The organism is Brasilonema angustatum (genome assembly GCF_059505445.1).
This window is the reverse complement of record NZ_JCACKO010000143.1, coordinates 54664-73337: the sequence shown is the minus strand read 5'-3', so window position 1 is coordinate 73337 and position 18674 is coordinate 54664. Positions and strand designations below refer to the sequence as shown.

13 protein-coding genes are annotated in these 18674 nt (G+C 42.4%); 12 read left to right on the top strand and 1 reads right to left on the bottom strand.

Going from position 1 to position 18674, the window contains the following annotated elements:
• The first annotated feature begins 59 nt into the window (after nucleotides 1–59).
• The 8 genes from AC5JM2_RS29040 to AC5JM2_RS29005 all read left to right on the top strand — a co-directional run bounded on the left by AC5JM2_RS29040 (nucleotide 60) and on the right by AC5JM2_RS29005 (nucleotide 11252).
• Entirely contained in the window at nucleotides 60–1838 is a 1779-nt protein-coding gene (locus tag AC5JM2_RS29040; protein ID WP_495838523.1) for an efflux RND transporter periplasmic adaptor subunit, read from the top strand.
• The gene (locus tag AC5JM2_RS29035; protein WP_495838521.1) at nucleotides 1835–5044 is read left to right on the top strand and encodes an efflux RND transporter permease subunit; all 3210 of its coding nucleotides are present in this window, start codon (nucleotides 1835–1837) and stop codon (nucleotides 5042–5044) included. The genes AC5JM2_RS29040 and AC5JM2_RS29035 overlap by 4 nt, the downstream gene beginning before the upstream one ends.
• Nucleotides 5045–5046: 2 nt before the next feature.
• Nucleotides 5047–5169: a hypothetical protein gene (locus AC5JM2_RS29030; RefSeq protein ID WP_495838520.1), complete on the top strand. Its 123-nt coding sequence runs from the start codon at nucleotides 5047–5049 to the stop codon at nucleotides 5167–5169.
• A 28-nt stretch (nucleotides 5170–5197) separates the two neighbouring features.
• Nucleotides 5198–5518 (top strand): DUF433 domain-containing protein, encoded by a 321-nt coding sequence (locus AC5JM2_RS29025; protein ID WP_495838519.1) that lies wholly within the window; start codon nucleotides 5198–5200, stop codon nucleotides 5516–5518.
• A gap of 257 nt (nucleotides 5519–5775) precedes the next feature.
• Nucleotides 5776–8889, top strand: coding sequence for an efflux RND transporter permease subunit (locus AC5JM2_RS29020; RefSeq protein WP_495838517.1), 3114 nt, complete (start codon nucleotides 5776–5778; stop codon nucleotides 8887–8889).
• Nucleotides 8890–9108: 219 nt separating this feature from the next.
• A protein-coding gene (locus AC5JM2_RS29015; RefSeq protein ID WP_495838515.1) for an IS1 family transposase occupies nucleotides 9109–9818 on the top strand; the annotation gives its coding sequence in 2 pieces (ribosomal slippage) (nucleotides 9109–9394 and nucleotides 9394–9818; 711 coding nt in all).
• A 215-nt stretch (nucleotides 9819–10033) separates the two neighbouring features.
• Entirely contained in the window at nucleotides 10034–10870 is an 837-nt protein-coding gene (locus AC5JM2_RS29010) for a class I SAM-dependent methyltransferase (protein ID WP_495838513.1), read from the top strand.
• 85 nt (nucleotides 10871–10955) lie between these two features.
• Entirely contained in the window at nucleotides 10956–11252 is a 297-nt protein-coding gene (locus AC5JM2_RS29005) for a hypothetical protein (protein ID WP_495838511.1), read from the top strand.
• A gap of 205 nt (nucleotides 11253–11457) precedes the next feature.
• Here AC5JM2_RS29005 and AC5JM2_RS29000 read toward each other — a convergent pair whose 3' ends face one another.
• Nucleotides 11458–11778, bottom strand: a complete 321-nt coding sequence (locus tag AC5JM2_RS29000; RefSeq protein ID WP_495838509.1) for a TMEM14 family protein — start codon at nucleotides 11776–11778, stop codon at nucleotides 11458–11460.
• 88 nt (nucleotides 11779–11866) lie between these two features.
• Here AC5JM2_RS29000 and AC5JM2_RS28995 point away from each other — a divergent pair, with 88 nt between their 5' ends.
• The 4 genes from AC5JM2_RS28995 (at nucleotide 11867) to AC5JM2_RS28980 (ending at nucleotide 18529) form a co-directional block, all read left to right on the top strand.
• Nucleotides 11867–13228: an ATP-binding protein gene (locus tag AC5JM2_RS28995; RefSeq protein WP_495838508.1), complete on the top strand. Its 1362-nt coding sequence runs from the start codon at nucleotides 11867–11869 to the stop codon at nucleotides 13226–13228.
• A gap of 144 nt (nucleotides 13229–13372) precedes the next feature.
• On the top strand, nucleotides 13373–14656 hold the full coding sequence (locus AC5JM2_RS28990; RefSeq protein WP_495838506.1) for a tellurite resistance TerB C-terminal domain-containing protein: 1284 nt from the start codon (nucleotides 13373–13375) through the stop codon (nucleotides 14654–14656).
• A 145-nt stretch (nucleotides 14657–14801) separates the two neighbouring features.
• Nucleotides 14802–16127, top strand: a complete 1326-nt coding sequence (locus tag AC5JM2_RS28985) for an ATP-binding protein (protein ID WP_495838504.1) — start codon at nucleotides 14802–14804, stop codon at nucleotides 16125–16127.
• Between the two features lie 173 nt (nucleotides 16128–16300).
• Nucleotides 16301–18529: a DEAD/DEAH box helicase gene (locus AC5JM2_RS28980; RefSeq protein WP_495838502.1), complete on the top strand. Its 2229-nt coding sequence runs from the start codon at nucleotides 16301–16303 to the stop codon at nucleotides 18527–18529.
• The last annotated feature ends 145 nt before the right edge of the window (nucleotides 18530–18674 follow it).

Genomic DNA, 18674 nt, shown 5'->3' with positions numbered 1-18674 from the left:
CATCAGTTTTAGTAATTTCTGACTGATCAGCTTAGGAATCCTGCTTCATGTAAATATTCATGTCCATTTCTAAAATTGACATAGTGAATGCGGAGATTTCACCATCAACCATAAACTTAAACCAATTGGAGGCTCTGGTGCTCGATAACATTCCCAAAGAGAGTTTAGCGGAAAATCACTCAGCGGAAAATCACTTAGAAAAGCAAGATCCTCCATCCAGGAAACGGACTGGTGAGGCTCTGGTGGTCTATGAGATTCCCAAAGAGAGTTTAGCGGAAAATCACTTAGCGGAAAATCACTCAGAATTCAAGCAAGCTCCTCCATCCAAGAAGCGGACTGGTTTGGTTTTACTCGGTTTGATGTTGCTCGCTACGCTGGGCTTTTTTAGTTTGCGTAACGTTGCCAAGCCTAACAAAACTGACAGTTCCCAAACGTCGCAAAGGTCTGGACGTAAAGGAAAAGGACGGTCAATGATAACTCCTGTAACCGTCGCCAAAGTCGGCCAAAAAACAGTTCCGGTGCAATTGCAGGCAATTGGTAATGTTCAAGCGGAGTCTACCGTATCGGTGACACCCCAGATTGGTGGAAGAATTACCGGAGTGTTTTTCAAAAAAGGTCAGCAGGTGAAAAAAGGACAACTTTTGTTCACACTGGATGACCAAACACAAAGGGCTGCCATCCAACAAGCAAGAGGAACTGTCGCCAAGGACTTGGCGCTGGTACAGCAAGCCAGAGCAAACTTAGCCAAAGATCAAGGAGCGGTAGAACAAGCCAGAGCCACGTTAGCCAAAGACCAAGGACTGGTAGAGCAAGCAAGAGTGACGTCAGCCAAAGACCAAGCACTGGTGCGACAAGCTGAGGCGACTTTGGCAAAGGATCAAGCGCAAGGACAATACGCACAGGCACAAAGTAATCGTTATACTAACTTGTACAAGCAGGGTGCTGTTAGCCAGGATCAAGCTCAGCAATACTCTACTAATAGTCAGGTGAATGCGGCAACGCTTCGGTCAGATAGAGAGGCGATCGCCAATGCTCAAGAAGTTGTCAAGGGAGATCAAGTCGCAATCAAGAACGCTCAAGAAGTCGTCAAGAGCGATCAAGTTGCAATCAAAAATGCTCAAGAAGTCGTCAAGGGCGATCAAGCAGCAATCCAGAATGCACAGGCGGTCGTCGATTCAGATAAAGGGGTATTGCAAAACGCCCAAGTGCAACTTTCTTACGCCAGAATATACGCCCCAATCTCCGGTCAAGCTGGAGATCTTTTGGTGAATCAGGGCAATGTGGTCGCAGCTAATAGTACGAGTCCGCTTTTGACAATCTACCAGATTCGCCCAATTCAGGTTTCTTTTTCAGTTCCAGAGACGCAACTACCGGAAATTCAAAAGTACGCGAGCAATAACAAGCTGGCAGTGGATGCTACTATCCCCAACACCAATAATCAGATACGAGGCTTTTTGACATTCATCAATAACACAGTCGATAACAGCACCGGAACCATAAAACTCATAGGCGAGTTTGATAATGCTCAAGGGCAACTATGGCCTGGTCAATATGTGAACACAACACTAACGCTGAGGACACAACCGAATGCGATCGTCGTTCCTTCGCAAGCAGTTCAGAATGGGCCCAATGGTCAGTTTGTCTTTGTTGTCAAGCCAGATAACACAGTGGAAAATGTCCCTGTAACTGTTGGCAGTATGATGAATGGTCTAAACGTTATCGAGAAAGGACTGCAAGCTGGTCAAACAGTTGTGACTGATGGTCAGGCGAATCTTATTTCTGGTAGTAAGGTAAAAGTCAGATCCGCCTCGAAACGAGCAGGAGGTCATCATTCATGAACCTCTCGCAACTATTCATCCGTCGCCCGATCATGACCACTTTGGTTATGGCGGCTATTCTTATCTTCGGTTTGATGAGTTATCGGTTACTGCCAATCAGCGACTTACCCAGCGTTGATTATCCTACCATTCAGGTGTCAGCGGCGCGACCAGGAGCTAGCCCGGAAACAATGGCATCTTCTGTTGCCCGTCCTTTAGAAAAGCAGTTTTCTAGTATTGCCGGACTTGATTCGCTCAACTCAACCAGCACGTTAGGTAGTAGCCAAATTACGCTCCAGTTTAACCTTAGCCGAAACATCGACGATGCGGCTCAGGATGTGCAGGCGGCGATATCAGCAGCGTCTGGACAAATTCCTGACGATTTACCTAACCCTCCATCTTACAGCAAGGTCAACCCAGCCGATCAGCCAATTCTTTACTTATATATAGACTCACCGACTCTGCCGCTTTCCCAAGTAGACAAGTACGCTCAAACGTATTTAGCACAAAAGCTTTCTACAATCAACGGGGTGGCTCAGGTACAGGTTTACGGTTCCCAAAAGTATGCAGCTCGTATTCAACTTGATCCTGAGAAATTAGCAAGTCAGCAGATTGGACTTGATCAAGTGGAAACTGCAATACAACAAGGAAACGTAAATTTACCGACAGGTAGTATTTCGGGCAAGAACAAAAATTTTACAGTCCAAGCTAACGGTCAATTACAAGATGCTGCGGCTTATCGCTCTCTAATTGTCGCCTACCGCAATGGTGCACCAATCTACCTTGAACAACTCGGTCGAATTATTGACAGTGTCCAAAACGATAAAGTGGCAAGCTGGTACAATGACACCCGCGCCATCATTCTCAGCATTCAACGGCAACCAGGTACAAATACGGTACAAGTTGTAGACACAATCAAAGAATCGTTACCGAAGTTGAGTGACCAAATTCCAAAATCAGTTGAAATCGGGGTTTTCTATGATGCATCCCAGTCCATTCGAGAATCGGTGGATGATGTCAGATTTACTCTGGTTTTGACCATTGGTCTGGTGATTTTGGTCATTTTCCTGTTTTTACGGAATCTCTCGGCGACGGTGATTCCCAGTTTGGCTTTACCTGTATCGCTGATTGGGACTTTTGCAGCGATGTACATGTTGGGTTACTCGCTGGATAACTTATCAATGATGGCGTTGACGCTTTCAGTGGGTTTCGTGGTTGATGATGCGATCGTCATGCTGGAAAACATCGTTCGCCACATGGAAATGGGTGAATCTCGTCTAGAAGCTGCCTTAAACGGTTCTAGAGAAATCAGTTTTACCATCTTGTCGATGACAATTTCACTGGTGGCGGTTTTTATCCCAATGCTGTTCATGGGTGGAGTATTGGGACGACTATTCCACGAATTCGCGGTAACGATCGCCGTCGCAATTTTGGTGTCTGGGTTTGTCTCCCTATCCCTCACCCCGATGCTATGTAGTCGCTTTGTAGGCGCACCCAATCACGAAAATCAAAGTCGTCTGTATCGTGCTTCCGAGTATGTGTTTGACCGCTTCTTAGCTGTTTACGATTGGACCTTAAAAATAGCTTTAAAGTTTCACCTAACCACAATGATTTTGTCTGGTGTGCTTTTTATTGTCACTATTTATCTGTTTATTGTTGTTCCCAAAGGATTTATTCCTAGTGAAGATACTGGACAAATTATTGCAACAACACAAGCAGCACAGGATGCGTCTTTCGATAACTTAGTGCGTCACCAGCAAGAAGTGGTAAATTTGATTCGGCAAAACCCAGATGTTGATGCGGTTAATTCTAACATTGGTCCTGGTTCGAGTGCGAGCGGTGGTGGAGGAGCAGTCGCAGGTAATTCTGGGAATTTGTTGATTCGCCTAAAGGAGCGATCGCATCGCCACAACAGCGCTGATAAAATCGTCCAAGAACTGCGCAGCAAGCTAGCAAGTGTCCCAGGGATTAAAGTCTTCTTACAAAATCCCCCTGCCATTCCCATCGGAACACAACAGACAACTGGACTATATCAGCTTGCGCTTCAGAGTACTGAGGTCCAATCCCTCGAAAAATACGTCCCGCAACTTGTCGCGAAGATGCAAACTCTCCCAGAACTCTTGGATGTCAACAGCGACTTACAAATTGCACCCCAAATCAAAATTAATATTGACCGTGATAAAGCTTCCACCCTTGGCATTACCGCCGAACAAATCGAAAACACTTTGAAAAACGCCTATGGCGCTTATCAAGTGTCAACCATTTACGCAGCTAGTGACGAGTACGAAGTCATATTAGAACTACAACCGGAGTACCAGCAAGATCCAAATGCTTTAATGAAGCTCTACGTTAACACTAGTACGAGTACGAACTCTACCACGAATACCAGTACTAGCACCAGTACAAATTCCACCACGAATACCAGTACTAGCACCAGTACAAATTCCACTACTGGTCAAGCAGTTCCTCTCAGCACATTTGCCACAATATCCCAAGGTGTTGGACCGCTGATGGTCAATCACTATGGTCGGATGAATGCTGCGACCATCTCCTTCAACTTAGCACCAGGTGCATCGCTGGGAGCAGCCACTCAAACCATAGAAGACTTGGTGCATAAAGTGATTCCCGCCAGCATCACAACAAGCTTCCAAGGAGCGAGTGAGGTATTTCAATCTTCACTGCCGAGTTTGGGATTGTTGCTAGCCGTCGCTATTTTGGTGATTTATCTGATTCTCGGTATCCTTTACGAAGATTTTATACATCCTTTAACGATTCTTTCTGGTCTGCCTTCCGCTGGATTTGGTGCGTTGTTAACGTTATTAATTTTTCATGTGGAATTGAATGTTTATTCATTCATCGGCATCATCCTCTTGGTAGGTATCGTTAAGAAAAACGGGATTATGATGGTGGACTTCGCCATAGAAGCGCAGCGAAACGAAGGCAAAAGTCCGTTTGATGCCATTTATGAAGCTTGTTTGATTCGGTTCCGTCCGATCATGATGACGACAATGGCAGCTTTAATGGGAACATTACCAATCGCCCTAGGTTATGGTGCAGGTTCTGAATCTCGTCGTCCTCTGGGAATTGCCGTTGTTGGTGGATTGGTGTTTTCTCAGATATTAACGCTGTATTTAACACCAGTGTTTTTTACATACATGGAAGCTTGGCGGAAAAAACTCACACAGGTTAAGTTTCGTCGAGTTTCTTCGTTGACAGGAGTTAGGTAAGAATGAAAACATTACTTAGGCAAAATAATGAAAAAATAAACCGCAAAGGACGCAAAGTACGCGAAGAAAGAGAAAAAAGAAGAGAAATTGAAAAGTTCATTTACCCATCAAAATTAATGCGATAGACCAGTAGTTTACCTCGGAGATTGATCTATGAGTTTAATACTAGAACAAGAAAGTCCTCCCCTAAGTCAAGATGCCACAGGCGCAATTCGAGTGGGTAAAACAAGAGTTTTGCTGGAACTGGTCATTCGCGCCTTTGCTGATGGTGCATCTGCTGAATCAATTGTTCAGCGTTATTCATCGTTATCCTTATCTGATGTTTATCTGACAATTGGTTACTATCTTCGACATCGGGATGCTGTGGAAGCATATCTAGATCAACGTGAGCAGTTAGCTGAATCAGTTCGTCAACGTTTGTCCAGTGTTCAACCTGATTTGAGACTGATTCGTTCTCGCTTGTTAGCTCAGTAGCAATTCTATGAAGCTTTTAGAAATCAGTAGACACAATAATCTATAAAATTCCTTTTTCATCATTTTACCTAAGTCCTTAACTTTATTAGGACTTACGCAGGAACTCTCTAAAACTCTTATTCCTTTGTGTCCTTCGCGCCTTGGCGGTTCGTTTTTCTATTTTTTGTTCACTAGCTATCTAGGATTGCTGTAACTTCACATTTGCCAACATCATCCACCCCAAATTTTGAAATAAAAAATCTGGAACAACACAACTCATGAACCTTTCAGAACTCTTTATCCGCCGTCCTGTCATGACAACCTTAGTCATGATAGGTATCGTCATCTTCGGTCTCATGAGTTATGCACTGTTACCAATTAGCGCTTTACCTCATGTAGAATATCCCTTTATTTCCGTCTCTGCCAGTTTGCCGGGTGCGACGCCTGAAACAATGGCATCTTCTGTTGCTTCACCTTTAGAAAGACAATTTTCCAGTATTGCTGGACTGAATTCCTTCAACTCCACCAGTTCAACAGGCAGTACCAACATCTCCCTGCAATTCGACTTCAACCGCAGCGTGAATGATGTTGCCAAAGATGTCCAGGCAGCAATTTCAGCAGCAGCAGGACAATTGCCACCAGGTATGCCTAAACCACCTACCTACCGTAAGGTCAACCCGTCGGTTGCACCGATTCTCTACCTGTACATGTATTCCGAAACGCTCCCTATCGCTACAGTGGACGAATACGCAGAGATTACGGTCGGTCAGCCAATCTCTATGATTGATGGCGTTGCCCAAGTACAAGTATACGGTCAGCAGCAATATGCTGTTCGCGTCCAAGTTGACCCACAAAAATTGACAACGCGGGGAATCGGGCTAAATCAGGTCAAGACTGCGATCGCACAGTCAAATGTAAACTTGCCAACTGGCAGTGTTTCTGACCGTAACAAAACTTACACAATCCAAGCAAACGGTCAACTCACGAATGCTGCTGCTTATCGTTCACTAATCATTAGCTACAAAAATGGCGCACCTGTGAGACTCCAAGATGTGGGGCAGGTGATTGACAGCGTGCAAAATGATAAAGTCTTGAATCTCTACAACGGCATTCATTCGGTTCTTCTGGCTGTGCAGCCTCAACCAGATGCCAACACGGTGGAAATTGTCGATACCATCAAGCAACTTCTACCCACTCTGCGCGAACAAGTTCCCAAATCACTTGAGATGGGCATCATGTACGATCGCTCTGAATCGATCCGCGCTTCGGTTGATGACGTGAAATTCACGTTATTTCTATCAGTTTGTTTGGTTGTCGTAGTCATCTTCCTATTTTTGCGTGAACTCTCTGCCACACTCATTCCCAGTCTGGCACTCCCTGTGGCACTGATCGGCACATTTGCCGTAATGTATCTGTCGGGCTATTCTCTGGACAACATCTCACTGATGGCGTTAACGCTCTCAGTCGGCTTTGTTGTTGATGATGCGGTCGTTGTACTGGAAAATATCGTTCGTCACCGCGAAATGGGTGAAGGTCCAATGGAAGCGGCGTTCAATGGCTCGCGAGAAATCAGCTTCACAATTGTGTCGATGACATTATCGCTGGTGGCGGTGTTCATCCCCCTGATATTTATGGGTGGATTAATTGGTCGGTTGTTTCATGAATTTGCCGTGACAATTGCCGTTGCGATTTTGGTGTCGGGCTTTGTTTCCCTCAGCCTCACGCCAATGCTATGTAGTCGATTCATCCGTCCACCAAATCATCAGCATCAAAGCCGTCTGTATCGTGCTTCGGAGCGTGTCTTTGATTTACTGTTGCGGGGGTATGAGTGGAGTCTCAAGCCATTTTTTAGATACCGCCTGACAACACTCATCGGTTCAGTCATTCTCTTAGCGTTGACAGTTTACTTGTTTGTCCTTGTTCCCAAAGGATTCATTCCCACAGAGGACACTGGACAAATCATGGGAAACACGCGAGCAGCACAAGATATATCCTTTGATGCTATGCAGCTTCACCAAGAGAAGATCGTTAACATCATTCGTCAAAACCCTAATGTTCAAGCTGTTGACTCTATTGTAGGTGCGAGTGGACCCAATGCTGCTGTCAACTCTGGTCGAATTACTATTCTGTTGAAGCCGCGTTCCCAACGCCGTCTCAATTCCGACCAAATTATTCAAGAAATGCGCCCTAAGTTGATGCGCATACCAGGCATCCAAGTATTCCTACGCTCTCCACCTGCTATCCCTATTGGTGGTCAACAAACTAATTCATCATACCAGTTTTCGTTACAAAGCCTGGACTTACAAGCACTCCGTCAATATGTTCCTATACTAAAAGATAAAATTAAAGCACTACCAGGATTCCGGGACGTTGACAGCGACTTAGAACTGAGTACCCCACAGTTACAAGTCGAGATTGACCACAAAAAAGCAGCAACGCTTGGTATTACGGCAGAACAAGTCGAACAAACACTTGGCGCTGCTTATGGTTCTAGCCAAATTTCAAAAATTTATACCCCAGACGATCAGTTTTACGTAATTCTAGAATTAGAGCCGCAGTATCAGCACGATCCCAACGCTCTATCGCTACTCTACGTCCAATCGAGTAATGGACAACTGGTTCCTTTAACGGCGATCGCCCGTATCACCCAAGGAGTTAGTCCTCTCACCGTCAAACACGTTGGTCAGCTGCCTTCTGCCACTATTTCTTTCGATGTAGCAGAAGGAATGTCTCTGAGTCAAGCGACAGACACCATCAAGCAACTCGCTAGTCAGATTCTGCCTGAAAGCATCACTACCAACTTTCAAGGTTCTGCACAAGTCTTTCAACAGTCTTTCAATGATTTAGGCTGGCTGTTGCTTGTGTCGATTGTGGTGATTTATCTGATTTTGGGTATCCTCTATGAGGATTTCATTCACCCCATAACCATTCTTTCTGGTTTGCCTTCGGCTGGCTGTGGTGCTTTGTTAACACTGTTGATTTTCGATGTCGAGTTAAATCTCTACTCCTTCATCGGAATCATTTTGCTAGTAGGTATCGTTAAGAAAAACGGCATTATGTTGGTAGACTTCGCGATTGAAGCGCAGCGACGGGAAGGGAAAAATTCCTTTGATGCTATCTACGAAGCCTGCTTGGTTCGCTTCCGTCCAATTATGATGACAACAATGGCAGCTTTGATGGGGACAATACCAATTGCGTTGGGGACAGGTTCGGGTTCTGAAGCACGTCGTCCTTTGGGGATTGCGATCGTCGGCGGATTAGTGTTCTCTCAGATTTTGACGCTTTACCTGACTCCTGTGTTTTACACTTACATGGAAGAATGGCGGAAAAAGCTTGGTCAACCCAAGTTTCCGAGATTTTTTTCTCGCAAGAAAGTTAAGCATTCAGGCTGATTTCTCAAACCTAGTAGGTATTAACTGGAGAAATATGTCAGTAGGGTGGGCATTGCCTAAAACAGTTTTTCTGCAAAGGTTACAAGCTTTGAGTAGGCAATGCCCACCATTAATTTAATTTTGTCCACCCACTTATAAGCTCAATCCTAATTAAATAAAATTTGGGTAGTGCTCAAGATGTAATGATGGAGAAGTAGAGTTTCTTGCTGTTCTCTTTCCATGCCTGCCTGCCCTATTTGTGCGTCTTCCCAAACGGTTAAGAATGGCCACATCCACAACGGTAAACAACGGTTCAAATGCCATGACTGCGGACGACAGTTCGTCGAACAACCGACTAAAAAAGTGATCAACCAAGCCACACGGGAACTGATTGACCGATTGCTACTGGAACGCATTTCTTTGGCTGGAATCGCTCGTGCAGCCCAGGTTTCTGAACAATGGCTACAAACCTACGTCAATGAGAAATATGCTTCTGTGCCTCGAAGCGTGCAAGTGACGCCCAAAAAAAGGGAAGGCTAATGATTCAATGCGATGAGTTATGGTCATTCGTGGACAACAAAGGTAACAAGCAATGGGTCTGGTTGGCTCTAGATGCAGACACCCGTGAGATTGTTGGCGTTTACATTGGCGATCGCAATGAATCTGCGGCGCGTAAATTGTGGGAATCCTTGCCTGGTGTCTATCGCCAATGCGCGATCGCATACACTGACTTCTGGGCAGCCTATGCGGCAGTTCTGCCGAGCAAGCGACATCGCGCGGTAGGAAAACAAACAGGCAAAACCAGCTACATTGAGCGATTTAACAATACGTTGAGGCAACGAGTGTCTCGATTAGTGCGAAAAACCTTGTCCTTTTCCAAGTCCTTGGAGAATCACATTGGTGCTATTTGGTATTTTGTGCATTACTACAATGCATCATTACTTGTTTAGCACTACCCGCAGTTCAATTAATTGTTGAAGGTACAGTGGATATATTTAAAGCTAATGTACTAAATCTACTACGGTAAGTTATTTCAAGACACCAAATTCTAAAACAGACTTTTCATGGGAAGTTCTCAAACCACGAAACTAGAATTACAGTGGGGACGAAAGCTTGAACAAAAACATCATAGAGTGAAAAAGAAAGTTGAAGAAAAGGATTATCCATGAAGGATCAGCAGATTAATTTACCATATATTGACCAGCTTTTGACATTGCTCGACACTGGTCATCCTGAGGTTGATCTAGCGTTTGGGCGTCATGTACATTGGGGCTATTGGTTCAACCCAGAACAAGCATTGAATACACCAGAAGATTTTAGCAAGGCAGCCGAACATCTGACTCGCGAAGTTTATTCTGCTGCAAATGTTAAGAATGGTCAAGATGTTTTGGATGTTGGTTGTGGTCTTGGTGGCACAATCGCTAGCTTGAATGAACAGTTTTCGCAAATGAATCTGGTTGGGTTGAATATTGATGGACGGCAATTGGAGCAGGCACGAAAAAAAGTAATAGCACGGGATGGCAATACACTTCGGTTTGAAGAAGGTAATGCTTGTATGTTACCGTTTCCCGATCAATCGTTCGATGTGGTGTTAGCAGTTGAATGCATTTTTCACTTTCCGGATCGTCGGCAGTTCTTTCAGGAAGCCTTTCGCGTGCTTAAGCCAAATGGGCGTCTTGCTTTGTCGGATTTTATTCCTGTAGATTGGTTTCTACCACTTGTATGGTATGCTAAACCACCTGAAGGCTTTTACGGCTACTTCGACATAGGATACACTACTAAATCCTACTGTAAACTCGCTGCCGAGACAGGTTTCGATCAACTGCTCGAACGGAATATTACGGTCAATACCTTACCAACTTATAAATTTCTTCAGAGTATGAAGCAATATCTTAAGTTAGACGTAGATCTTTTTTCGGCGTTATCGCAAACTTTAATCCTTGAATGGGTTAGTCGATTGGAATTGATACGTTATATGATCTTCTCATTTAGAAAACAGTAATCTTGCCATTTAAGTAGGTCGGCGTAAATAATTCTTGTTGGAATAAAGCAGGGAGCAGGGAGCAGGGAGTAGGGAGAGAAAGAGTTTGAGCCTTATTTACTTTTCTTTACACAGTTTGATTTTTTTGCACCGACTTACTTATATATTTATATCTATTAAAGAAATTGAAGAAAACCCATATGCAGAGCCGTCTAAACCAGCTGAAATAGCGACAGTGCCACAGTGGCTAGTGGTAGCAAAGAATCGACGGGTTAATCGAGACTGGGAATTATTACTGTCGCGTGCGCCAGAAAATGCTAGTCGCTGCTATGAGGATTTATCTACCACGCCTATGACGCCGGAAACCTGGGCGCGTTTTTCCGTTGAAAGGCAAACCCTATAAGGGCGCATGGGAATATGAAGTCACCAAGGAAGATAGGGTATTTTATGTCCCTGACGCTCAACAGCAGAAAGTAGTTGTTTACTATGCTGGAGAGCATCCTAAAAATGCTCCCCTACCTGAATAGCGATATCGCTCTTTTTTCATCTAGAAATATAGTGGTGCACAACGTCAAAAACCAATACTGGTTATAACTTGAACGCTGATGCTATCCCAATACCACCAGCTGATTGACCATCATCGCTAGTGCTACCAAACCCAAAATAGCCATAACTCCTGCAGGCATAAACTTCCGTGTTTTCACGAGCCTAACCCCAAAAGTTATGACTAAAATAGCGGTGATCGCAGCTGCTAACGTCAAACCCCAAGTTTGTCCTTGGAACTGGACAAAAGCAGCAATAATCAGTAATAAGCCACTGATACCACCACTGATAAGAGAAACTTTGCTATTCGCTTTACGGTAGCCGATGATGCCACCAACCAGAGCCACAACGCCGTAGGCAAGAGCTGTAACAATACCTAAAGTCATTATTAAAAACCTATGTAGATTTTGATTTTGTTGCAACCATCAGCAGACAATTTACCATAGCTATTGAGCTATATCACTTTTTTGATCAATGGATAATCAAGGGACCTTCTACGAAGCGGCTAAGCCGATCGCAAAAGTTCAATTCCTCCAGCGCGAAGCTGCATCCCTCTTACTCTACCAATCCGTCCTCCAAACCGAACTGGGGAGGGTATATCTTGACCTATTGCAAGCAATACGCTACACTGATGCGGATGGACAAGGTTGTCTCCAAGCATACGGCAATTACTTCAGGTGCTTGGCTGCCAGACATCAAAACTGGGAGGAATATCTCATTACTCAAATTCTCAGAGCAGATAATCCTTTTACTCAACTTGCTCAACAACAAGAATTTGAAAATCTCCCTCCAGCTTTAGTCGCAGCAGTTGAGCATGATTTACGAGCGTTGCAAAGTCTTGATGAGTGTGGCAGTGCTATTTTGAGTCAGTGGGTGCAAGAAGTAGCTCATTTAAGCGTTTCACCAGTCGTATGGTATGTAGAGCAAAATCGAGTCGCAAGAGTTCACGAATTTCCACTTATAGAGAAGTTACAACAGCTGGAAAATTGGGCTGATGCCGTGAAAGAATTGGCAGCGTATTATCGCCAGTTTGGTACAGGTTTATTTGCAGAGTATAAAGCTGCGCGTTGGCAAGGTGGGGAGTTTATTCCAATACGCTATTGCGATCCAATTGAGTTAAATCAACTTGTGGGTTACGAGTTGCAAAAAGAAGCATTGTTGAAAAACACAGAGTTTTTATTATCTGGACAGGTGGCGCTGCACGTCTTGCTTTACGGTAGTCGCGGTTCGGGAAAATCTTCTTTGGTGAAAGCTTTACTGAATGAGTATGGCAATTCCAACTTACGCTTACTGGAAGTCACCAAATCTGACTTGAAAGACTTACCAAAAATTGTGGAACAGTTACGAAGCGTCCCACAGAAATTTATCATCTTTGTTGATGATCTGTCTTTTGAAGAAGACGATGATGCTTTCAAAGCACTCAAAGTGGTTTTGGAAGGTAATGTAACCGCACGATCTCAAAACATTGTGGTCTATGCTACATCTAACCGCCGCCACTTAATTCGAGAATTTTTTGCTGATAGACCATCTCCCAGAGACAACGATGAAGTTCATGCATGGGATACTATGCAAGAGAAGCTATCTTTTAGCGATCGCTTTGGTTTAACCTTGACTTTTGAAGGGGCTGACCAGAAAACTTACTTACAAATTATCCGGCATCTTGCGGCACAAGCTGGAATTGATATGAGTCAGGAAGATTTGGAACATCAAGCTTTACAATGGGCAACTCGCCATAATGGTCGTTCTGGAAGAACAGCAAGACAATTTGTTGATTTCTTAAAAGCAGATTTGACTGTGTCTAGTTCAAGCCATCATGCAGCAAACACAGAATCATAAAATAAAAAAATTTCGTTTTTAATTTTTCCGTTTTCTCGACTCTAATGTTAAAAATAATAACACCTATAGCTTGAAAGGCGACAATGTGAGACTCCTTAACTGAAAAATATTTAGAATGATTTGGCTATGTTAAAAACAAGCAATATGCAATCAGCGATCGTGAGTAATCGACTTATTATAGGTATAGTTGCCTTTGGCGTGAGTTTTGGTCTTAGTCTCGTCCTTAGCTGGGATTTTAATAAAGCCTTTCTCACTGGTCTAGTGACTGTACCTGCTACGTATCTATCAGCCTTATTTGTAGACAAGCGCAAAAGAAATTATGAAATGATGATTTTAGATTCTCTACAGAGGCGAATTAGAGATCTTGAAGGACTAAAATCTCGCATTGTCACAGAAGTTAATCAACTTGAAGCGCATAACGCTTTACTGCACGCAGAGTCAAGCAATTTACAAAATCAAGTTATAGAACGACGTAACCAGAGAGATACTCTTAATAGAGAGCTAGGCGTTTATATAATAGAAAAAAAACAGTTACAAGGAAAAATAAACTATCTACAAAATGAACTTCGCACAATTGAGGAATCAAAAGTAGAACTTAACAATACCTTTTCGACACTAACCGCTGAAAAACGGCGTTTAGAATTAAACTCTAATATTTCACGTTCTGAAATTATTCAACTGCAAGCTCAAATCAGCGAACTTCAGCAGCAGAAGCAAGAATCAGAAAACAGCTTAATTCTGCTGAATCGGCTTAAGCCTCAACTAGAAGAAAAATTATACGAGTTGCGAGTCCAAATACAAGAGGTTGAAATCCAAGAAAACCAGCAAAAGCAACTCATGTTAGAGAGAAAAACTGAGAAAGAACATATAGAAGTAAGCCTGAATGCTTTGCAAACCGAATTAACAGAACAACAAACTCAACAACAACAGCTACAAGGGCAAGTTATATTGTTGCAGGAGGAACGTGACGAATTGCAAAGTCAAGTTTGGGAACTTCTCCACCAAATGGAAACCCTGACAACTCAAGAAAAAATTAATGAAAACGAACAGGAAGAGGACGAAGATTTATTTCCTTTCTCTGAATTAATAGATACTTTAGAGCCAATAGATACTATCAGTGTATCAGATGTTTCCGAAGAATGGGGGGAATTTACCAAGCAGTTACAGGGTTATGAAATTCGGGTATTAAAAGCTATGCTAGAGCAAGACAACCCTTATCCTGTCATTAAAAAGATAGCTGAAGAAAATATTACAATGCCAAATCTACTGATTGATTCAATAAATGAACTTGCTAATGATACTATTGGTGAATTGATAATAGATTCGAGTTCAGAAACGCCAGAAATTTATGAGGAATATAAAACAAACCTCAAAAAAATACTTGACATGTATGAATATAAAATGACTGAAGAAACCTCACTCAACTAAAATTCAGTACAATATTCTTCCATATTTCAGCTATAAATACTTTCACCTAGGTTACATATTTGGTAAATTGCAACAGAGGAGACGCCCACTCAATGCTTTTCCACGTGCTTCCTAGGAACAAGAAAAGTTAGGTGTATTAATCTACATGACAAAGCTCAAAATCTCAAAAAAAGTATCCACTGCGTTGATAAATTCTCTAGGTGCAGGTGTCGTACCTAGAGTCGGACTAGAACACATAGCAGTAGGGCGGGAACAAGAATTTAAAACTTTATCGCAAAATCTTGATGACATAGCAGAAGGGGTAGCAGCATTTCGCTTCGTCATTGGTAATTACGGTTCCGGCAAAAGTTTCATGCTACAATTGCTTCGCAACCGTGCTATGGAGCAAGGTTTTGTCGTAGCTGATGCTGACTTATGCTGGGAACGCCGATTAGCAGGAAGCAACAACGAAGGGTTGGCAACGTATCGAGAATTAATGAGCCATCTTGCGACAAAAACTCGTCCTGATGGTAATGCGTTGATTTCCATTTTAGAAGGATGGATTAATAAAATCCAACAAGAAGTTGCCAAACAAACCGGGATGCGTCCTAATGACGAAGGTTTTGATGATCGAGTTGAAGCAAAAATCAGGGAAGTCGTTCAATATATAGAAGACTTAGTTCACGGATTTGATTTTGGTAGTGTTATTGTTGCTTACTGGCGCGGATATCGATTGGATGATGATGATTTGAAAAATGCAGCACTGCGATGGTTGCGTGGAGAATTTTCTACTAAAACAGAAGCAAAAGCCGCCTTGGGAGTACGTGTCATTATTGATGATGAAAGTTGGTATGACTATATCAAGCTTATAGCTAAATTTGTTGCGGAGATTGGCTATAAAGGTCTTTTAATTCTGCTAGATGAAGCTGCACTTTTATACCAGATATCTCCAACAGTGACAAGGGAAAAAAACTATAACAGATTGCTAGGGATGTTTAATGATATTATGCAGTGTAAAGCAGAACATCTTGGCATTTTTCTTGGTGGTACGACAAGATTTTTAGAAGATCCAAATCGAGGTCTTTTTGCAGATTCTGCTTGGCGGAGACGGACAAAAGAAAGCCGTTTTGTCACTCAAGCAGGAGTCCAGGAATATATGGGACCAGTCATGCGGCTGAACCCACTCACACAAGAAGAAATTCTGACACTTCTGCAAAGATTAACAGAAATCCATGCCGTTAATTTTGGTTATGAGAAGAATTTAAAAAATAGTGATTTGAAAGATTTTGTACAAGAAATTGTTAACCGTTTGGGTGCAGAAGCTTTGCTAACACCAGGGGAAATTGTACGGGATTTCCTGAGTGTATTGAATCTTCTTTATCAAAATTCAAATCTTTCTTTTGCTCAACTCATTCATGGTGCTAACTTTAAACCGACTGTTAAGGGTAAAGATGCAGATTTGGATGATAATGCAGCAGAATTTAGTTTGTAAAAGTATAGCAGGGAACAGGGAACAGGGAACAGGGTTGAAAGTCTCGTGGTGTCCATATTTTCTCATTAGTTCATGTCCTGATCTACCGGGCAACTGCTATAACTGCAAAATATAAAAGATAACGTAGAGTTACACGATGCGTTATAGCAATCCTGTTAAGGTGTAAGTACAAGATGAGCGATGCTATATTTGCCAGACTCGCCCCTTTTATCCAAGAATATATTTATAATCATAACTGGACTGAATTAAGACCAGTTCAAATCGAAGCTTGTAAAGTCATCTTTAACACTGATGCTCATTTGCTCGTTGCTACTGGTACTGCTTCGGGGAAAACAGAAGCAGCATTTTTACCAGTTTTGACTTTATTACATGAAAACCCTTCTGCTACAATTGGCGCACTGTATATTGGTCCTATTAAGGCTTTAATTAATGATCAATTTGAACGTCTGAATGATTTGTTGAAAGAGGCTGATATTCCTGTTTGGTATTGGCATGGTGATGTTAGCCAAAGTCACAAAACTAAGCTTCTTAAGAATCCTAAGGGTATTCTGCAAATTACACCAGAATCTTTAGAAAGTTTATTAATTAACAAACATCATGAGTTAGCGCGTTTGTTTGGTGACTTACGGTTTGTGATCATTGATGAAATTCATGCATTTATGGGTTCAGAACGAGGTTGTCAAATTCTTTGTCAATTAGCACGGTTGGCAAGATTGACGCAAAGAGAACCCCGAAGAATTGGTTTGTCGGCGACTTTGGGTGATTACTCGATGGCTGAAGAGTGGTTACGTTCTGGGACTGATAAGTTGGTGCTTACTCCGAAGATTGAGGGGGGAAAACGTCAAATTCGACTTGCGGTGGAGCATTTTTATGTTTTTGAAACGAACCGCCTTAGCGCAGCGTGTCCCCAGGATATAGACGCCAAGGACGCAGAGAGAGGAAAAGAAGATACAAGTCTATATGATAGATATGTTTTTAATTTGAGTAAGTCTCGGAAGTGTCTGATTTTTGCAAATAATAAGTCGCAAACGGAATCTGTGATTTCATCTTTGCGTCAAATTGCTTCTGATGAGGGGTATCCAGATATTTATCATGTGCATCATGGTAGTATTTCTGCGAGTTTGCGTCAAGCGGCTGAAGCTGCTATGCGTGAACCAAATCAACCAGCGGTGACTGCTGCGACGTTGACTTTAGAGTTGGGTATTGATATTGGTTATTTGGAGCGAGTTATTCAGTTGGAATCGCCTCTTTCTGTTGCTAGTTTTTTACAACGGTTAGGACGTACTGGAAGAAGAGGTGAAGCTGCTGATATGCGGTTTGTTTGTGCTGAGGAGAAAGTAGATGCAGAAGCATCTTTACCGGAACAAATTCCTTGGCAACTTTTGCAATGTATTGCAATTATTCAACTCTATTTGGAAGAGCGGTGGATTGAACCAATTAAGCCTTTGATATATCCTTTGAGTTTATTATATCATCAGACAATGAGTGTTTTAGTAGCAATGGGAGAACTTTCTCCTGCTGGTCTTGCTAAAGAGGTTTTAAGTCTACCAAGTTTTGCTGCTATTTCTCAGGAAGATTTTAAGTTATTGTTGCGCTATCTCATTGATATTGACCACCTTCACTTAACTGAGCAAGGTAAACTTATCGTAGGTTTGGTAGGAGAAAAGGTGGTAGGTAAATTTCAGTTTTATGCTGTTTTTCCTGATAATCAGGAATATGTTGTTAAGCAAGGAACAACAGAAATTGGTAGTATCACAACGCCGTCTCCTGTTGGACATCTATTTGCTTTGGCAGGGAAAACTTGGGAAGTTGTAGATGTTGATTTTAAAAGAAAGATTATTTTAGTTAAGCAGGTAGATGGTAAGGCTAGTATTTATTGGCGGGGTGGTAGTGGTACGATTCATACAAGAATTTTGCAACGAATGCGACAGGTGTTGTTTGAGGATATGGAGTATAGCTACTTACAAAACAATGCTTTGAAGCGTTTGCAGTCAGTTCGTGAATTGGCAAGAGAAGCTGGACTCGATAAACATAATATTTTGCAATTAGAAAAGGGAAAGTGCTGCATCTTTCCTTGGATGGGTACTGTCGCTTACCGTACTTTGGAAAGATTGCTAAACAGTTTTTGTCGTGAGTCGTTGGAAATTAGCAGTATAAGTGGTGATAATCCTTATTTTTTGACAGTTAAATTAGCTCAGAAAAAAGTTGAATCTCTTTATTATGAAATTGTTTCGTTATGTGAGCAAAGAATAAATAATGAGGATTTAGTGAGTGATATGGATGCTCCACAAATTCAGAAGTATGATGAATTTATTCCTTACCCACTTTTACGAAAAGCGTTTGCTAGCAATCATTTAGATATGTTGGAATTGAGACAACAAGTTGCTCTTTGGCAAGAATAGAACAAATCGTATTGATACTGTTTTCAAGACTAATACCAATTCTCTGTAAACTTGCACTTAATACTTACTCTTTCATTCTTGGCGTTCTTGGCGTCTTGGCGGTTCGTCTAATAAACATTAAGTGCATCTTCATGGAGAATCGGTA